Origin of the sequence: Ochrobactrum sp. RH2CCR150, from assembly GCA_014138095.1 — a bacterium.
Lineage (GTDB): Bacteria > Pseudomonadota > Alphaproteobacteria > Rhizobiales > Rhizobiaceae > Brucella > Brucella gambitense.
In genome coordinates this window covers 1-18,962 of record JACGXE010000004.1, presented here as the reverse complement: position 1 = coordinate 18,962, position 18,962 = coordinate 1, and the positions used below count along the sequence as shown (strand labels likewise).

The window sequence follows — 18,962 nt, the reverse complement described above, 5'->3', positions numbered from 1 at the left end:
GCGTTAAATATTATTTTTAAAGTAACATATTAGAAATATGAAATTTTAATCCGTTTGACAACGCCAACTATGTGCCCCTCTTTCATTCGGTCAGACTGTTCTGATATGTCGGAAGCTATTGTTATTATGCGGCGTTTGCGGCAAGCCAATCAGCCAATGAACGACGGCGGGCAGCGCGACCGCGCATGGCTTCGGCTGCGCACATGGAATTCAGCACAGCTTCCTGTGTTGCTTCTGTTGCCGCGCGAAACAGGGTGTCGATCCGGTCTTCATTGAGGGCCATGAACTGAACGAAGTCGCGCGGCTCGTCATGATCGAATGTTACTGCCGTAGAAAAGCCGACGGTCATATCGCCGCTGCCATGGCCCCAGAACGCGCCAAGCCGCGCCAGACCTGCACCGCAACGCCGCGTGACGCGCTTCAGCTGCCGGTGTTCCAAAGGCACATTGGTTGCAAGAACGAGAATGACCGAGCCTTTCTCGGGCTGAGCTTCGGCCTTGGGCGAGGGGCGGCGTCCATCGGGCAAAACGAGATCGCCTGCACGACCAAAATTGGTCAATGCCAGAATGCCGAGGTGATAGGTTTTGCCGTCCAGTTCGAATTGCCGGGACGACGTGCCGATACCGCCCTTGAAACCAAAGCAGCTCATGCCGGTTCCGGCACCCACATTGCCCTGGACAACATCTTCACCAGCCGCGCCCAATGCAAGGCGTGCGTGATCTTCGGTCACAGCCATGGCCTGAATGTCGTTCAACGGCCCGTCATTACATTCCAGAACCACTGGATTAACGGTTGCCGTTGTCCGGCCAATATCCGGATTGCATGCAATCGCCTCACGAATGAGAGTGTTGGCACAGGTGCCAACGCCAAACGTGTTGGTCAGCAGGATCGGCGTTTCCAGCGTGCCGAGTTCCTCGATCTGAACGAGACCTGTGCTTTTGCCAAACCCGTTGATGACATCGCAGGCAGCCAGCACCTTGCGCCGATAGAGATTGCCGTCATGGGGGAGAATGGCGGTCACACCTGTATTAATGTCACCATCGCGCAGAGTGTGATGACCGACCCGCACGCCCGGCACATCGGTAATGGCATTTTTGTTGCCGGTTGGCATGATGCCACAGATGATGCCGAAGTCGCGCGCAGTTGCAGTCATTTTCACGTTCCGTGTTCAAAAGATTCGAGGGTCAGAGCCGACCGGCTTCGATAATGCGCTTGAGAAAGGCTTGCGTGCGTTCACCCTGCGGATTGCCGAATATTTGCGAAGGCGGACCTTCTTCATAGACCTTGCCGTTTTGCAGGAAACAGACCTTGTCTGCAACCTCGCGTGCAAAGCCCATTTCGTGGGTGGCCAGCACCATGGTCATGCCTTTGGTCGCCAGATCGCGCACGATATCGAGCACTTCCGACACCAGTTCCGGATCGAGCGCCGAGGTGATTTCATCCAACAGCAGCAATGTTGGATCCATCATCAACGCACGCACAATGGCGACGCGCTGCTGCTGTCCGCCGGAAAGCCGGTCCGGATATTCCTTCGCCTTATGGTCGAGCCCGATGCGGGCCAGAAGTGCGAGGCCTTTTTCCTGTGCTTCTCTGGCAGGCATGCCCAGCACTTTGGTCGGACCAAGTGTGACGTTTTCCATCACCGTCATATGCGGGAACAGATTATATCCCTGAAACACAATGCCTATTTCGCGGCGCAGGACATCAAGGTCAACGCCCGGTCCGGTCACGCGGTCGCCATGCAGGCGGATTTCACCTTCATCGATGGTTTCCAGCCGGTTGATGCAGCGCAAAAGTGTGGACTTGCCGCAGCCGGAAGGGCCGATCAGGCAGACGACCTGATGTTCTTCAATGTCGAGGCTGATGCCGGACAGAACCTCCAGCGACCCATAGCGTTTGATTGCCTTGTCGATTTCAACGAGTGCCATATCCATACTCCTCACATGCTCGAGCGCATTTTCCGACGATCCCTTTCGATCAGACGATCGACGAAACGGGCCTGCGGAATGGTGATCAGGATGAACAGGATGGCGACGGTGGTGACAGCCGACAGGTTGAAATAGTTGGCAGCGATGATCTTCGACTGGTTGAAGGCGTCGATGGTGCCAATGATCGCGACAAGCGCCGTATCTTTCTGCAAGCTGATGCAGTTGTTCATGAGTGGCGGAATAATGCCACGCACTGCAAGCGGAACCACGACATAGCGCATGGTTCGGACATAGGACAGGCCGAGCGAGCGCGCCGCTGCGATCTGGCTTGGATGCACGCTTTCAATGCCCGCACGATAGACCTCAGACGTATAGGCGCCATAAGTCAGCGTCAGTGCGATGATCGCATAGGCATTGGAGGACAGATCTTTCAGGATCGGCAGGCCGGTCAATGGCAGGCCGAAACCGATGAGATAGATCGTGATAATGGCAGGCAGGCCGCGAAACAGATCGCTGTAGAAGGTGGCGAGCAGCCGGATCGGCTTGCCAGCCTTGCCCGGAAGCGTGCGGGCAATCGCAATCACCAGCGCCCAGATCAGGATCAGAATGGCGGCGACGAAGAAGATGACGATGTTGGTGCCGAAGGCCTTGAGTACGGTGCCCGACGACTTCACAATCAGACTGACGTCGAAGAAGGTGCGGCTGACGGCAGCGTCATTGACGATCATGAACCACGCGCCGGCACAGATGATCAGCACTGCAACAGCATAGGAAATCGCCTGCCAGGACACGTCGGATGCGCGTGCGCCCAGTTCCCGGCCATTGTAGATGTCGACGCTTTTCCCGGCCTGACTGGAAAGCTGCACACTGCGCCAGGCGAACCACAGAACGGCGAGCGGAGCTAAAAGCAGCGCCCATCCGATGGTGAGAACAGGCGTCGCAAGCCAGCCCTGCGCAATCGTATAGCTGGTCACGCTATAGACGGTCTGAATTGAGGCCAGAAGGGTGATGAACGAAAAAGCGAAAGCGAACAGGGATCGACCGCTATGGGTACGGACCTTGTTACGACTACGCCATTGCCGCGCGCGCTCGACGCTGGCAGCCGGTGCCGGTTGGGACATAAATATTCTCGCTGAGGCAAGGTGGCTGCGCGCCTGCTCTGGGTGCTGTCGCCACGGTGTCAAAATCGGGAATCCGAGCTGCGGCAGCGATGGCAACCGCAGCCCGGAAAATCGTCAGATCATGGCTTCCAGACAGGAACGTCAGATGGCGAAGTACCCCACGACGGCAGCAGATAGGCTGTTTCCAGCTTCTTCAGGGTGCCATCCTTGTCCATGTCGGCGATCAACTGATCGATGACCTTCTTGCTTTCCGAACCCTTCGGGTAGATGCCTGCGGTCTGGCCGCCGGATTCATACTGACCGACAACGGCCAGCTTGCCGTTCGAGTTCTTCACCTGACCGAGAACGATCGAAAGATCGGTCATCACGGCATTGACCTTGCCAGCAGCAAGGGCCGTGAACATCGATGCGGTGTCATCGAAAACGTCGAGATGCGCGACGTTCAGCGTTTCCTGCGCGAACGGAACCAGAGTCGTACCGGCCTGCGTGCCGACCTTCACTGTCTTCATTTCGGCTTCCGTCACCGGCTTGTCGGCGCGGGCTGCCACGCCATAAGCGGAAGACATGTAAGGCGTGGAGAAATCCACCACTTTCTTGCGCGGTTCGGTGACTGAGATAAGCGCCAGCGCGATGTCGTAATCCTTGTTCTGACCCGCAACGATGGAGTCGAACGAAGCGTTGACCAGCTTCACCTTTTCAAGGCCGAGGCGGTGCGCGATGTTGACGGCCATGCAGAATTCGTAGCCGTCCTTGATGGTTTCCGGCGTGTCGCCGTTGAACTGGCCAAGGGCAGGCAGGTTGATGATGACCGTGAACTGACCCGGTACGGCCGGGGTGATCGTGGCCGATCCCTTGTCACCGATCAGCGGGCAATCGCCATAGCCTTCGGTCGCGGCAGATGCGCTGCCTGCGCCAGCCACTGCGGCGACGCTTGCGAACAATGCGCTATAGGCTGCTGTCTTTAAAAGGTTTTTTATTGTCATATTCCCCTCTTGCTTTCTTTTGGGTTAGAGAACTGCTTCTGCGCCCGTGCGGGCCAGATCCATGTAGATTTCTTGCAAACGGCGTGTATACGGACCCGGCTTGCCATCGCCGATGGTGTGATCCTGAATGCCGATGATCGGCGTCACGAAGCTTGATGCGCTTGTGAGAAAGGCCTCTTTGGCGGCCTTGGCTTCTTCCACCGTGAACAACCGCTCCTCAACCTTGAGATTCTGTTCTTCGGCGATTTTCAGCACGGCCCGGCGGGTACATCCGGGCAGGATGGCGTTTGAATTGGGACGTGCGACCAGCACATTGTCGTGCGAAATGATGAAGGCCGTGGATGATGCGCCTTCGGTGACGAAGCCGTCTTCCACCAGCCAGACTTCGTGGTAGCCCTTGCTCTTCGCCTGCTTCTTGGCCAGCACCTGCGCCAAAAGCATGACGGTCTTGATATCGCGGCGCGCCCAGCGCGTATCCGGTGTGACGTCGACGCGAACGCCATTCACCACTGACGGTGCATTGGCCAGATTTTTGACCTGTGTGAACATCACCAGATTTGGCTTGATATCGCTTGCATAGACGAAATCGCGGTCAGCCTCGCCACGCGTGACCTGCATATAGACCACGCCTTCGCGCAGAGTATTGCGGCGGATGAGTTCGATCTGAGCCTTGCGAATTTCTTCGAGCGAGACGGGCAGGGCGATATCGATCTCTTTGACCGAGCGCTCCAGTCGAGCAAGATGGAGTTCATTATCGACCAGACGACCATCAATCACGGCACTGACTTCGTAGATCCCGTCGCCAAACAAAAAGCCGCGGTCGAACACCGAAACCTTCGCTTCGCTTTCGTCGACGAAGGCTCCGTTCAAATAAATTACTCTGGCCAAAATACGTCCTCGGCATGTGCATTTCTTGATCGAGAGGACGGTAGGAAAAAAGAATTTGACTGGCCAATGCTATGTTTTGCAATCACTATGCAGAAATTGCATAAGGCTGAAGGGAGTAGGGGAATAAGGGAGTAAGGCAGTATGTTCGGCGCGCGAACATGCGATGTTATCCCCCTTTTTCACCTATTCCCTTACTCCCGTATTCCCCTACTCCCCTAGGAACACCTATGGAACTGAAATGGCTGGAAGACTTCATCGCGCTCGCTTCGACATCGAGCTTCTCAAGAGCCGCAGAGACCCGCCATGTGACACAGTCGGCGTTTTCGCGGCGTATCAAGCAGCTTGAAGTCTGGCTGGGGGTGACGCTCGTCAATCGCGCCACTTTTCCCGCGCAACTGACCCGTGAGGGGAAAACCTTTCTCCCCGTCGCCGAGGACACGGTCCGTCAGTTTTATGCCACGCGCAAAAGCCTCCAGCCAAACCGTCAGGGGCAGAACCCAGCGCTGAAATTCTCAGCCCTGCATACTTTGACCGTGACATTCTTCCCGCAATGGCTGAAGGGGATAGATGCTGCCATTGGCAATATTCATTCCCATCTCGCGCCGGATCGCGGCGGGTTTGAAGATAATATTGCCACACTGACAGAAGGCGAGGTCGATTTCTTCCTGACCTATGCGCATCCCTCGGTGCCAATCCTGATCGACCGGGAACGCTTTCCGTCTATCGTGCTGGGCACAGAACGGCTCATTCCGGTCTCATTGCCATCCGACGATGGGCCATTGCTGGATCGCGCCATCGAGACCGGCGCTCCGCTGCCCTATCTCAGCTATGGCGACTTTTCGTTTTTCGGTGCGGCTTTGGCCCAGAAATTTATGTCCGGGCCGAATTTCGCGCGCAAGGTCGTTCATGAAAACACCATGTCCATCGGGCTCAAGGCCATGGTGCAGGCCGGGTGGGGTATGGCCTGGCTGCCGGAAAGTCTGGTGCGCGAAGAAATCAGTCGTGGCGATATGGTTCCGGCATCGGTCGATCCGCATTGGGATCTGACAACGGAAATTCGCATCTACCGTCACGACGCGCCACTTTCACCGCGTGCCGAAAGCCTGTGGACCTATTTGCAGGCAAAAGACGGTGCAGTTTCAGAAAACAGCGATTGACACGCCCATATGCGCAGCGCTGTAAATGCACGCAACTTATTCGGCCGGAGAGGGACATAGACGGCATGAAGATCACCATCGAACAATCGCTCGATCAGGCGGGGACGGGCGCATTCCAGCGTGGTTTGCTGGGCGTTTTCGGCCTCGTCTGGGCCGCGGACGCCATGCAGGTTCTGGCGGTGGGCTTCACCGCCGCCTCCATCGCAAAGACCTTCGGACTGACCGTACCGCAGGCCTTGCAGACCGGTACGCTTTTCTTCTTCGGCATGTTGGTCGGCGCTGCCGTTTTCGGCAGGCTCGCCGATAGATATGGCCGCCGCCGCGTCTTGCTTGTCACAGTTGCCTGCGATGCCGTGTTCGGTCTGTTGTCGGCTTTTGCACCCGGCTTCGAAGTTTTGCTGGTCTTGCGTTTTCTGACCGGTATAGCCGTCGGCGGAACGCTACCCGTCGATTATGCCATGATGGCCGAGTTTCTTCCGTCGAAGAACCGGGGTCGCTGGCTGGTCATGCTCGAAGGCTTTTGGGCCGTCGGCACCGTTGTCATCGCGCTTGCCGCATGGGCTGCAAGTCTTGCCGGTGTCGAGGATGCCTGGCGTTATATTTTCGTCGTCACCGCAGCGCCGGCGCTCATCGGTATCTGGTTGCGCCTCTGGGTGCCGGAATCGCCGATGCATCTTTTGAAATCCGGTCGCGCGGACGAAGCAAAATCAGTCATGAACCGCGTGTTGCGTCGCAACGGCAAGCCTGAATTGCCGCCGAAGGCACGGCTCGAAGCACCGCTTCTCGTGACGAACGAACGGCTTTTATCGCCACAACTGCGTCAGCGGACACTCGCAACGCTGGCAATCTGGTTCCTCGTTTCCGTTTCCTATTACGGCATTTTCACGTGGATACCGGCCAAGCTCGCCGGAGACGGCTTTGGTTTCGTGCGCGGCTATGGCTTTCTGGTCGTGGTGGCGCTGGCGCAATTGCCGGGCTACGCGCTTGCTGCCTATGGCGTCGAAACATGGGGTCGTCGCAAGACGCTGATCAGCTTCCTGTTCATCAGCGCAGCGGCCTGCGCTCTGTTCACAATTGCCGATAGCTCGGCTGTTGTCGGCGCGTCGATCCTCATTATGAGCTTCGCGCTGCTGGGTACATGGGGTGCGCTCTATGCCTTCACGCCGGAACTTTATCCGACAGCCCTGCGCGCAAGCGGCATGGGCGCGGCGGGCGCCATGGCGCGCCTCGGTGGCCTGCTGGCCCCGTCAGCTTTGGCCATTGTCATTAGCCAAAGCTTCAACGTGGCTGTGGCAATGTTTGCAGGGCTTCTGGCGCTGGCTGGCGTCATCGCGTTTCTGATTAATGTCGAAACGCGCCAGCAGGCTTTGAATTGAGGCTCACAGCGCCTTTCGGAACGTCAGATTGAGGCGAACACGACCAACCTTGTCGTGTTCGCCATCTTTCAGCGCCAATATGCCGTGATGAAAAAGTCGCGACGGCCCACCCCAGACAACCACGTCGCCGTGGTGCAATGGGTATTTGGTGATCGGGTCGTTACGCTTCAGTCCGCCAAACTGGAAGGTCGCCGGAAGGCCAAGCGAAACGGACACGATCGGATTGGTGAAATCGCGTTCGTCCTTGTCCTGATGCAAGGACAGTTTTGCACCGGGCTCATACCGGTTTATCAGGCAGGCATCGGGCGAAAAATTATCATATCCAGCCTGTCGGGCGGCATTTTCCGCGAGATTGCGAAAGGCTTCCGGCATTGCTGGCCATGGTTTCCCGGTTTCGGGGTCTTCGGCACTGTACCGATAACCGCTTTTGTCGGTCACCCAACCTGCCTGTCCGCAATTGGTCATGGCGACCGACATGCGATAGCCGCCTGGCGTCACCATATGCCGAAAGGGTGCGGCAGTGCTGACATCCGCTACTGATTTCAGAATGGCGTCTTCATCCGCCAATGCAAAGCCATGCATAAGCACTGCGCCGGGCGCAAGAATCTCAACAGGTTCAAGCTGATCGAACAAATCTCTCATAAGGCTTTTTAGCACAATACGGTGCGGAAACGTCCCGAAATCTGCTTTCAAATTGAAGACCCCTCGCGGGGTCTTCGGATTGTTGTATCGCGAGATTACCAATTCACCTTGAAACCGAGCGAACCCTTGAGGCTGTAATTATCGCCGAAATCCGCGAAGCTGGTCTTGACCATACCTTCACCGAACAGCGCGTATTTGCCATCGGCCCAGGCATAGGTCCCGCCTGCGCCGATACCGCCCCAGGTTTTGTCATTTTCGCTTTTGAAATCAACGCCGCCAGCTCTGATCTTATAGTCGTTCATGAACTCCTGATAGAGATTGGCGGCGAGATAAAGATTGGTTTGTGTCAGCCGGTTTTGACTGTCGCGCCATGCATTGCGATATTCCGCCGCCAGCCCGATGCGGGCATTGAGGCTATCGCCATTGCGCAGATCGACAGGCACGCCAGCAAAGTCGTGGAAGCTGTCGAAATCCACCGACGACCAGACAAGTTGCGCCTGTGGCGTGATCGACCAATGCCCGTTGACTGCAATACGACGTCCGCCTTCGAGGCTGAGGCCATAGCCAAAGCCGTTATTGCCATCAGCCAGTGATTTTTCGAGCGTATCGGAAACCAGTTTGCTGTCATACCAGGTCAACTGAAGCTGGCCGTCGAGGTAATAGCCATTATTGCCATACCAGGTGAGCGCGCCACCCAATCCCCAGCCATCGGTGTCGATGGTGCCATCACCGCTGAAGGACGAAATATCACTGCTGGCTTTGCCATATTGCGCAGTGAAGCTGCCGATCAGGCGACCGGATTGGCTTTCCTGAAACAGTGCGTCGATACCGGCCTGCATGACGAAAACGCCAATGTCTTGCGTCACGCCTGTGGTGGAACCGCCCGCCGCAAATTTGCTGTGCGTCCCTTCAATACGTCCCCATACGCCATGCTTGTCGATCGCGATATCCGGCCCGGGTGTCGCATGACCGTCCTTAACATCTTCACTCGGCAGAGCATTCTCGCCCCAGTATCGATTGCCGACTCGCTGCTGCAAGCTTGGTAACTGGTTTAGGGCCTGCATATTGCGCGCATAGCCTTCATAGATCGGCATGGACGGATTGTAGCGCGTCTCACCATTGGCAGCCGTGTTGCGCAGATAGAAACCGCCATCGCCCGATAATGCGACACTATTCGCCGTTGTTGCAGAGGAACGCGCTTCAGGCTCCGAAGGCGAGGGGGCTTCAGCCGGCTGGTCAGCGGTCGCCGTAATCTCATAGGCATAGACGCCGCCAACGACAGCCGCTTCACCGTTCGCTGTCGTATAATCACCCGCGAGCGCAAATGTACCTGCGGGATTGCCTGCAACCTCGATAATCTTCGTGTCGTCGGCAATCTGGGCGCTGGACTGGCCATAAGATACGAGCCGCAGCTGGCTGTTGCCGGAACTGTCACCCCGAATGACAAGATGGCTGGTCTCGTTGTTATCAGCACCGAGCCCGGTGGCAATCTCGACAGTGCCCCCTTTGCCGATATAATCGCCTTTGACAGTCAATGTGCCAATGCCGTGTTCACCCGGCGCTACCACCCCGCCGGTTTCATTGGTCACCGAATTGACGCTGCCGACACCACTTAACCGCCCTGCATTTGCCACACGAACAGAAGTGGCATTGTCGCCATCAAAAATCAGCGTGCCTCCAACGACTGCGGAATCTCCGGTAAAACTGTTGTCGCCAGTGAGCCGCAATTCACCGACGCCGCGCTTGGTCAGTCCGCCAATGCCGGAAATGGGGTTGGACCATGTCGATGAATAGCCTTGCGTATCGACGTCAAAACCTTCCGCATAGCGGAATTTCATCGGCCCGTTGATGGCGACACCAAGATTGAGCAATCCCTGACCGTAGATTTCGGCGGGGCCGATATTGGTGGCTGTGGTCAGCAGGGTTTCAATGGTCTGCCGCGCATTCATATAGGGAAAGGCTTGCCGCACGACAGCAGCGGCGCCCGCCACATTTGGCGAGGCCATGGAGGTGCCTTGCATATATTGATAACGCCCGCCGGGATAGGTTGAGTAGATAGGGCCGCCATTATCGCCACCCGGAGCCGCCATGCACCATTCCGCTGCGATGCCACAACGATTGCTATAGCTTGCGATTTGTTTGTTTGGGCCAACGGAAACGACGGCAATAATGGAGCCTTTCATATCCGAGAAATCGAGATTGGCGACAGCCGGATCATTTGTACCCAGCAGGTGAAACGTATTGGGATTATTCATGTCGAGATCGCGTCGGCGGCCATCGACAAATTTATATTTGCCGAGCGCTGTGTTCTGCGGTGTGATCGCGGGAAACAGTGCGCTGCCGCTCGGATGCGCTGACGAAATTGGCTGAACCTTGTAGTCATTGCCGGCGGCGAAAACCATGACGATATCGGCCTTGGCGGCCACCTTCAGCGCTTCATAATCATTTTTGAGATAACCGCCATAGAGGATCGGCTGATAGTTCAGTTGCTGATAATTCGGGTTATTGTAGGGGGTGGGGAATACGTATGGTCCGTAGCTGCCGTTCAGCACCTTCACGCCGGTCGTAGACGCATAGCGCAGCGCCCTGTTGATCGCATCATATTGTCGGTCAGGCACGATGGCCCTCAACGCCAGGATTTGAGAATCATAGGCAACCCCATGCATGCCAGTGCCGTTTCGAGCTGCTGCAATGATGCCGCTGACATGGCTGCCATGCCCAAGGATAGTGCCGTTTTTCTGGATATCCCGGACATCCCGCAGCCCCATGAAAGTGCCGAAATTCTGCGACCACGGATGCACTTTTCCAGCAAATTCCTGGTGGTATGTATCAATGCCCGTGTCGAGCACCGCAACGGTGATGCCTTTGCCTGTAAAGCCGCGCTGATAGGCAGGCGCTGCGTTGATCATTGGCAGGCCCCAGTTTGCCATGTATTCGGCATCAGATCTGAAAGCCTGGGTTGGTTCTTTCTGCTGCGCAAAAGAAGCCGCTGGAAATAGAAAAATAGTCACGGATAATAATCGAACGATTGGATGGAAAGTTCGCATGAATCCCTCGCTTAATATTTGATAATTGTCCCCGCATATATTCAGGATTTAACGATGATTATTTCTAACCTAATACTTTAATTGAGAAACTAATATTGTAGTATTAGGAATAGTGCACATTGATCACTTTAGTATTTATTGTAAAATCGCTATGACTTGCTCTTAATCTATTGATCCCAACTTCTGATTTTTTGGCCGAAATATTACTTCGGCAATCGCAATGAGGATCCCGAGTACTGGAAGCGGGAAGACAATAAAAAACGGGGCCGAAGCCCCGTTCTTACTGTTTACCGCTATGGATTTAGACTTCGTCAGCCAGTCGTGCCGAAGCGTTCCTCGCTGAGTGCCGCGGCCATCAGCGCCTTGGTATAATCCTCACGAGGATGATCGAAGATCTGCTCGGTATCGCCTTGCTCGACGATTCCGCCATTGCGCATCACAATCACATAGTCCGATACGGCGCGAACCACAGCCATATCGTGGCTGATGAACAGGTAGGAGAGGCCGTGTTCCTTTTGCAGATCGCGCAGTAGTGCCACAATCTGCTTCTGCACTGAACGATCAAGCGCGCTTGTCGGTTCGTCCAGAACGATGACGCGTGGTTTCAGGATCATTGTGCGGGCAATGGCGATGCGCTGACGCTGTCCACCTGAAAACTCATGCGGATAACGATTGCGCATGGCCGGGTCCAGCCCGACCTCTTTCAACGCTTCCTGCGCACGACGGTCTCGTTCCTTGCCGGAAAGTTGCGGTTCGTGGATCAGCAAGCCTTCGGTGATGATGCGCCCAACTGTCATGCGGGGGCTAAGCGAGCCGAACGGGTCCTGAAAGACGAGTTGCAACTCTCGTCGTTTCGGGCGCATGGCTTGCGGGTCGCGCGGCAGTTCCTTGCCCAGATAGGCAATGCGGCCTTCGGAATCGAGCAGCCGCAGAATGGCACGCCCAAGCGTGGATTTACCTGAACCGGATTCGCCCACAATGCCGATTGTCTGACCTTCCTTGAGCGTCAGCGAGACATTATTCACGGCAGTCATGTAGTTGGCCGCGCCGAGCCATGGCTTATGGATCAGGAAGTTAACCTTCACATTATCGGCGCGGATCAAGACGGGCGCTTCGTCCGGTGGCGGCAGCTTTTCGCCTTCCGGTTCCGCATTGAGCAACATTCGGGTGTAGGAATGCTGAGGTGCGGTAAAAAGCACCTCCGTTTCGTTGGTCTCGACCACTTCGCCGGATCGCATCACATAAACACGGTCAGCAAAACGGCGCACAATGCCCAGATCGTGGGTGATGAACACGACCGCCATGCCGAGACGCTGTTGCAAATCGGCCAGAAGGTCGAGTATCTGCGCCTGAATAGTGACATCAAGTGCCGTGGTCGGCTCATCAGCAATCAGGACATCCGGCTCATTGGCAAGCGCCATGGCGATCATCACACGTTGGCGCTGGCCACCTGACAGCTCATAGGGGTAGCTGTCTATGCGGCGTTCGGGCTCCGGGATGCCGACGAGTTTCAGCAGTTCTAGAATACGCGGACGCGCCTGTTTCTTACTCATGCCGCGATGGTAACGCAACGGTTCAGCAAGCTGGTCGCCAATACGATAGAGCGGATCGAGCGAGGTCATCGGCTCCTGAAAGATCATGGTGATCTTGGCGCCGCGAATATTATTCAGCGCCTTGTCGGACATGCCGATTAGGTCCTGACCGCGATAGAGCGCCTGTCCCGTTGCCTTGCCGTTGCGGGCCAATAGGCCCATCAGCGCCATGGTCGTCTGGCTTTTGCCCGAGCCGGATTCCCCGACGATCGCCACAGTTTCACCGGCCTTGACGTCGAGATCGATGCCGCGAACGGCGGGAACCGGGCCATCATGGGTATCGAAGGTCACACGAAGATCGCGAACGCTCAGAATGGTTTCATTCGTCATTTCAGCGATCCTTCGGGTCAAGACTGTCGCGCAGGCCATCGCCCAGGAAGTTCAGCGCAAACAGAATGATGGTCAATGTTGCGGCGGGCCAGATCAATTGCCAGCTCGCGCCGCGCATGTTCTGGGCACCTTCCGATATGAGGAGACCAAGCGAGGTGAGGGGGTCTTGCACGCCAAGGCCGAGGAAGGAGAGGAGGCTTTCCAGCAGAATGGCTTTCGGCACAAGCAATGTGACGAAGACGATGACAGGGCCGAGCGCGTTGGGAATGATATGACGGGTAATCACCCCGCGCCGTGTTGCGCCGAGCGCTTCCGCCGCCTGCACGAATTCCTGCCGTTTGAGGCTCAATGTCTGTCCGCGTACGATGCGGGCCATATCCAGCCATTCCGTTGCACCAATGGCAATGAAGATGATGAATATCGACCGCCCGAAGAAGACGAGCATCAGGATCACGAAGAAGATGAACGGCAGTGAATAAAGGATATCCACAACACGCATCATGACATTGTCTATGCGTCCGCCAAGATAGCCAGAGACCGCGCCGAACGAGACGCCAAGCACCAGCGACATCGCCGAGGCCAGCAAGCCGATGGCCAGAGACATGCGCACGCCGATGAAGATTCGCGTCATCAGATCGCGACCGAGATTATCCGTACCGAGCAGAAAGTAATTGCGCGTCACATTGAGTGTCAGCTTGCCGCTCATGCCATCGGTAGCCAGTTCCACCTTTGGATTGCTGAACAGGTCGGAGCGCTGGAAATAACGCAGAACACGGTCGTCGGTCGGGCGCTGCGCTGTGAAATCGACAACGATAGTATTGCCGGTCAGTTCCGGCTCCGCAGAGGCCTTCAACCGCGCGCGCGCCAGTTCACGTTCAAGGCCCGGCAGGATTGTATCCGCTCGCGGATAGGCCTCGATGCTCGGCGCAACGCGCACGAACTGCGGATAGATCTTGTCATAGGGATGCGGGCTCAGCATCGGCCCGAAAATGCCTGCAAGAGCCAGAACAGTGAGCACGATGGCGCTGGCAACAGCCGCCTTGTTCTTGCGCAGGCGCAGCCAGGCGTCCTGCCACAAGGAGCGGCTCGGCATGCTCAATTCGGCGGTTTCCGTTGGTACGGTCAGATCAGTCATAGCGAACCCTCGGATCGAGCCATGCATAGAGAAGATCAACGATCAGGTTGAACACCACGACGAAGATCGAAATCACAACCACCGTGCCCATCACGAGCGTGTAGTCGCGGCTGAGGGCGCCTTGCACGAAATATCGGCCGATACCCGGAATGCCGAAGATCGTTTCGACCACGACAGAGCCAGTGAGGAGGGCGGCGGCGGTCGGGCCGAGATAGGAAACAGCGGGCAGCATAGCCGCACGCAATGCATGCACGCCAACCACGACACGTGCCGGAAGGCCATAGGCGCGGGCAGTGCGAACATGATTGGCGCGTAGCGCTTCAATGGTGGCACCGCGCACCAGACGCGCAATGACGCCGACTTGTGGTAGAGCAAGTGTCAGCACCGGCAATATCCAGTAGGTGACATTGGCTGATGACCAGCCGCCAGCGGGGACCCATCCCAGTATAACGCCGAACAGCAGACTCAAAAGCGGTGCTACGACGAAATTGGGCGTTGTGATGCCGAAAGTCGCAAGCGCGACCACGAAATAATCAACTGCCGAATTCTGCTTCAGCGCGGCCAGTGTGCCGAGAAAAGTGCCGATGATCGCCGCCAGCGTCAGGCCCAGCGTGCCAAGCATGATTGACACTGGCAGACCGGAGGCAAACAGATCATTCACAGAAAAATCGCGGCGCGTGAAGCTTGGGCCGAGATCGCCCTGCACGAGATTGCCAAGATAAATCAGATACTGCTGCCAGAGCGGCGCATCCATATTGTAGGCGCGCTTGAGGTTCGCGAGGATCAGCGGATCGAGGGGACGTTCAAGATCGAACGGGCCACCGGGTGCAAGCCGGATCAGGAAGAATGTCAGTGTGACGATAATGAAGATCGTGGGTATCGCACTACCCAATCGTCGGAGCGTGTAGCCCAGCATGTCTTTGTCCCTTCATTGCCTGACAGCGCGAAGCTGCCGGGCAAATCCCACTAAGGGCTTCTGGATTATTGTTTTTCTAATATTTTATCAGTTTTCGCCTTTTGCTGAACGAAAACGGAAGCGCGGACGGGAGAGGGGTTTTACCCCGCTTCCACATAAAAATAGGGCCGCGCCGTCAAGCGCAGCCCTGTCTGAAATTACTGTTTGAGGGAAAGCCAGCGGGTCTTGTGGCTATCCATAAGATTGTCGTTCCAGCCGGCAACATTGTCGGAAACGAGCGCACGCGACGAATAATAAAGAATCGGAATATTGCCGACTTCATTGAGCTGGATAGTTTCAGCTTCGCCCAGCACCTTGGCGCGTTCTGCCAGATCTGTGGTCTTTTCCGCCTTCGCCATCAGCGCGTCATAGTCGGCGTTCTTCCACTTGGAATAGTTGAAGCTGACATTGCCCTGGCTGATGAACAGGAAGTTCTGAGGATCGTTGTAATCGCCGATCCAGCCAGCACGTGCGATATCGAATGGGCCGTCATCACGCATGAAGTTGAAATAGGTTGCACCTTCGGTCTCGTTGAGCGAGGCCTTTACGCCAATATTGCCCAGCATGTCGGCAATGGCCGCCATAGTGTTCTTGTTGTTCTCGGACGTGTTGTAGAGCAACTCGATCGAAAGCGTATTGGGTTCAACGCCTGCTTCCTTCAGAAGCTCCTTGGCCTTGTCCTCACGCTCCAGCATGTCGTCGGAGTAATCGAACTTCGGCGCGTCTTTCAGATAATTGGCAATGCCGGGCGGCACCATGGAGTAGCCGGGCAGCATGGTTCCCTGCCAGACTTGATCTGCCAGAAATTCACGGTCGATGGCCATCGAGATCGCCTGACGCACCTTGATGTCCTTCAGCTTGCTATCCGCTGACTTGCCTTTAACAGGCAGGTAATAGACGCCGAGATAGGGCGCCATGCGGAATTCCTTGGCGAGATTTTTCTTCACATAGTCCATCTGTTCGGCGGGAACATCGGAACAGATTTGCACTTCCTTGGCCTCGAAGCGACGCATGCAGCTGGCGCGGTCTTCAAAGGGAATCCAGTTGACCGTATCGATCTTGACCTGATCAGCCTCGTAATAATACGGGTTCTTCTTCATGACGATCTTGTCGTTCGGCGTGAAGCTTTCGAGCATATAGGCGCCATTGGTCACCATCTTGCCTGGCGTGGTGAATTTGTCGCCATTGGCCTCAACGCTTTTCTGGTTCAGCGGAAAGCCGGTCTGGTGCGTCAGAAGCTCAAGAAAATAAGGCGCAGGGGAGTTGAGGCTGATCTTCAGCGTGTGATCATCAACGGCCTCGACGCCCAGCTGATCAACGGGCTTTTTACCGCCTGCAATGTCTTCCGCATTCTTGATGATGAACAGCATGCTGGCATAACCGGCGGCTGTCTTCGGGTCCATCAGACGACGGAAAGTGAACTGAAAATCGCCGGCTGTGACCGGGTCGCCATTCGACCATTTGGCGTTGTCGCGCAGATGGAACGTGTAGACTGTACCGTCTTCGGAAAGATCCCATGATTTGGCAACACCGGGAATGGCTTTGCCATCCGCATCCTGAATGGTCAGACCGTCATAGAGGTCGCGCAATACGTTCCCTTCAGCCACGCTGGATGTACGATGATGGTCGAGCGTTGCCGGATCTGTATCATTGCCGCGATTGAGTACGGTCTCGGCAGATGCCGCACCTGCGAGCGCCAAAAGACACACGCCTGTCAGTAGAAATTTCCGATACATTTATGAACCCCTCCTTTGAAATTTATGAAATGTCCTGCATCTTATGGATAAGCGCATCACATGCAAGCGAACTTAGCAACACATTGAATTAATACAAATAATCAAAAAATGGGGAGCAACTTCTACGCGCGAAAACGGGTACGCGAATGCTAATTTTCATGCAAGTTACATGGATATTTCAAAGGCGAATCTTTATCGAAAATCTCCGTAAATTCCGGGGGTTGGAAGCTCGAATTGTCAGTTTCAGGAAATGAAAATGACACTCGATTCGCCTAAATTTTCACCATGGAAATGGTTGGGGATAACGTCCTGATCACAGTCACCGAACCCGCCCGATCAACGGTGGGGACGCGCAGGCCTGAATGTAAGGTCAGCCGTATTCACCTCATCGTAGCGTTGGCGTGCATCGGCAATTACTGATTGATTTTTATCCGCCCAGACGATCAGCGCTGCAACGATGTCCAGCAAACTGAAGCCCAGTTCTGTCAATTCATAGTCGACACGCGGAGGCACGCTCGGAAAAACTGTGCGGGTGATCAAACCGTCACGCTCTAACCCGCGCAATGTGAGGGTCAGCATGCGTTGGGAAACGCCATCGATAGCGCGGCGAATTTCATTGAAACGGCAAGGGCCTTTACGCAGCGTGCCAATCACATGCAGTGACCATTTGTCTGACATGCGCTCGATCATTTCATGTGCCGAGCGGCATCTCACTGCGCTGGGGTCAGGTAAATCTGTGTAACCGAGTGTCATTCGTGTGCCTTCTTGCAGCATTGGTCATGTCTTTCTAATTTGTATTCACGAACAGAGAAGTCATTTTCGCCAATCTACAGTCAGGATTACAAATTTCATGAAGAATATTCTTCTCATCACATCAAGTCCAAACGGAGAAGGGGCGCTATCGACCAGATTTGCACGAGACCTAGCAGATAAATTGGCGCTTAAAGATGGCCACGATATTACATCTCGTGATCTAGCCGCTGAACCTTTGCCCCATATTGGACCGGCTTATGTGCACGGCAGAATGTTATCGCCGGAAGAGCGCACTGCGACGGAAGATAAGGCCATCCATCTTGCTGAAACGCTCGTCAAAGAGTTGCTGGAAGCTGATATCATCATCGTCGGTTCATCAATGATCAATTATGCGCCATCGACGCAATTGAAGGCATGGTTCGACCATGTGATCTGGCCCGGTGTGACGGTGAAGTTCAGCGAACATGGCCCACAGGGTTTGCTGAGCAACAAGAAAATCTACCTGGTGACCACGAGTGGCGGCGCATTCTCCGAAGGAAATCTTGAACAGCTCGATTTCCAATCACGCTATGTCAGGCATCTGTTCGCCGTCATTGGATTGAACGAAGTCGAGCATATTCGGATAGAAGGCACGGCCTTTGGTCCACAGGCCGCGCAGGCAGCGATGGATCGCGCCCGTGTTCAAATCGATGCGCTTGTTGAAGCGGCATGATTATGAAGGAATCAAGCGAAAAGCCGATGAACAAGCAACGCACAAGGGACGATTACGTTTGGCTGGCGCAGCAATTTCTGGACGTCAGCGACGCACGGGGCGATGTGCTGGCCTTGTTGACCGACGATATCCAATTCTCATTTCCAAAATGGGGAACTGTGCACGGTAAAGCGCAGCTCCTACAGTTTTTTCAGGACATGTCGCAACACGTAGCTGCGATGAGTCATCCTGCCGAGCATCGGCGTTTCATCGTCGACGGGCCGCTGGTATGCGTTGAAGGTTTGACACGGGGCCAGATGCAAAACGGCAAAACCTGGAATGCTGGCCGGTTCAGCACGGTCTATGAATTCGATGGTGACCTGATCAAACGGATAGATGTCTACACCGATCCCGACATGACGGATGAAACCCGAGACAATTATCCGTGGCTCCACCGCTAACTATCCGATTGAGGCATCGGTAGATACGAGATAGTTCCATAATATAAGTTATGTGACTTAACTAGAGTCTTTGGGTGAGTTCTAGCTTGAAGTGCGACTTGCAAACGATAACAATGAGTTATCCCACGCAAGGAACCCGTCATGGAACGCACCTACTCGCATATTGA

General features: G+C 55.4%; 16 protein-coding genes. 4 read left to right on the top strand and 12 right to left on the bottom strand.

The window, feature by feature from the left end; genetic code table 11:
* Positions 1–124: 124 nt before the first annotated feature.
* From FHW03_RS10050 to FHW03_RS10030, 5 genes are all read right to left on the bottom strand, one after another.
* Positions 125–1,153 carry a P1 family peptidase gene (locus FHW03_RS10050; RefSeq protein ID WP_182520509.1) on the bottom strand — a complete coding sequence of 343 codons (1,029 nt, stop codon included), beginning with the start codon at positions 1,151–1,153 and terminating at the stop codon, positions 125–127.
* A gap of 31 nt (positions 1,154–1,184) precedes the next feature.
* Positions 1,185–1,928 carry an amino acid ABC transporter ATP-binding protein gene (locus FHW03_RS10045; RefSeq protein WP_078336990.1) on the bottom strand — a complete coding sequence of 248 codons (744 nt, stop codon included), beginning with the start codon at positions 1,926–1,928 and terminating at the stop codon, positions 1,185–1,187.
* Between the two features lie 11 nt (positions 1,929–1,939).
* The gene (locus FHW03_RS10040) at positions 1,940–3,049 is read right to left on the bottom strand and encodes an amino acid ABC transporter permease (RefSeq protein ID WP_182520508.1); all 1,110 of its coding nucleotides are present in this window, start codon (positions 3,047–3,049) and stop codon (positions 1,940–1,942) included.
* 119 nt (positions 3,050–3,168) lie between these two features.
* Positions 3,169–4,032 carry an ABC transporter substrate-binding protein gene (locus tag FHW03_RS10035; RefSeq protein WP_182520507.1) on the bottom strand — a complete coding sequence of 288 codons (864 nt, stop codon included), beginning with the start codon at positions 4,030–4,032 and terminating at the stop codon, positions 3,169–3,171.
* Between the two features lie 24 nt (positions 4,033–4,056).
* Positions 4,057–4,920: a D-amino-acid transaminase gene (locus FHW03_RS10030; RefSeq protein ID WP_182520506.1), complete on the bottom strand. Its 864-nt coding sequence runs from the start codon at positions 4,918–4,920 to the stop codon at positions 4,057–4,059.
* A gap of 227 nt (positions 4,921–5,147) precedes the next feature.
* Between FHW03_RS10030 and FHW03_RS10025 the strand changes: the two genes are divergently transcribed.
* Both FHW03_RS10025 and FHW03_RS10020 read left to right on the top strand, forming a co-directional pair.
* Complete coding sequence (locus tag FHW03_RS10025) at positions 5,148–6,077, top strand: LysR family transcriptional regulator (protein ID WP_182520505.1); 930 nt, start codon at positions 5,148–5,150, stop codon at positions 6,075–6,077.
* A 65-nt stretch (positions 6,078–6,142) separates the two neighbouring features.
* Complete coding sequence (locus tag FHW03_RS10020) at positions 6,143–7,453, top strand: MFS transporter (RefSeq protein WP_182520504.1); 1,311 nt, start codon at positions 6,143–6,145, stop codon at positions 7,451–7,453.
* A 3-nt stretch (positions 7,454–7,456) separates the two neighbouring features.
* On the opposite strand, the gene alkB is transcribed toward FHW03_RS10020, so the two are convergent.
* The 7 genes from alkB to FHW03_RS09985 all read right to left on the bottom strand — a co-directional run bounded on the left by alkB (position 7,457) and on the right by FHW03_RS09985 (position 17,643).
* Positions 7,457–8,095 carry a DNA oxidative demethylase AlkB gene (gene alkB, locus FHW03_RS10015; RefSeq protein WP_182520503.1) on the bottom strand — a complete coding sequence of 213 codons (639 nt, stop codon included), beginning with the start codon at positions 8,093–8,095 and terminating at the stop codon, positions 7,457–7,459.
* 95 nt (positions 8,096–8,190) lie between these two features.
* Complete coding sequence (locus tag FHW03_RS10010) at positions 8,191–11,004, bottom strand: autotransporter outer membrane beta-barrel domain-containing protein (protein WP_182520502.1); 2,814 nt, start codon at positions 11,002–11,004, stop codon at positions 8,191–8,193.
* A 449-nt stretch (positions 11,005–11,453) separates the two neighbouring features.
* Positions 11,454–13,064, bottom strand: coding sequence for an ABC transporter ATP-binding protein (locus FHW03_RS10005; protein WP_182520501.1), 1,611 nt, complete (start codon positions 13,062–13,064; stop codon positions 11,454–11,456).
* A gap of 1 nt (position 13,065) precedes the next feature.
* On the bottom strand, positions 13,066–14,199 hold the full coding sequence (locus tag FHW03_RS10000; protein ID WP_182520500.1) for an ABC transporter permease subunit: 1,134 nt from the start codon (positions 14,197–14,199) through the stop codon (positions 13,066–13,068).
* Positions 14,192–15,115, bottom strand: a complete 924-nt coding sequence (locus FHW03_RS09995) for an ABC transporter permease subunit (RefSeq protein WP_182520499.1) — start codon at positions 15,113–15,115, stop codon at positions 14,192–14,194. The genes FHW03_RS10000 and FHW03_RS09995 overlap by 8 nt, the downstream gene beginning before the upstream one ends.
* A 197-nt stretch (positions 15,116–15,312) precedes the next feature.
* Positions 15,313–16,890, bottom strand: coding sequence for a peptide ABC transporter substrate-binding protein (locus tag FHW03_RS09990; protein WP_182520498.1), 1,578 nt, complete (start codon positions 16,888–16,890; stop codon positions 15,313–15,315).
* 336 nt (positions 16,891–17,226) lie between these two features.
* The gene (locus FHW03_RS09985; RefSeq protein ID WP_182520497.1) at positions 17,227–17,643 is read right to left on the bottom strand and encodes a helix-turn-helix domain-containing protein; all 417 of its coding nucleotides are present in this window, start codon (positions 17,641–17,643) and stop codon (positions 17,227–17,229) included.
* Positions 17,644–17,740: 97 nt separating this feature from the next.
* Between FHW03_RS09985 and FHW03_RS09980 the strand changes: the two genes are divergently transcribed.
* Both FHW03_RS09980 and FHW03_RS09975 read left to right on the top strand, forming a co-directional pair.
* Positions 17,741–18,355 (top strand): NAD(P)H-dependent oxidoreductase, encoded by a 615-nt coding sequence (locus FHW03_RS09980; protein WP_182520496.1) that lies wholly within the window; start codon positions 17,741–17,743, stop codon positions 18,353–18,355.
* Positions 18,352–18,795 (top strand): nuclear transport factor 2 family protein, encoded by a 444-nt coding sequence (locus tag FHW03_RS09975; protein WP_182520495.1) that lies wholly within the window; start codon positions 18,352–18,354, stop codon positions 18,793–18,795. The genes FHW03_RS09980 and FHW03_RS09975 overlap by 4 nt, the downstream gene beginning before the upstream one ends.
* The last annotated feature ends 167 nt before the right edge of the window (positions 18,796–18,962 follow it).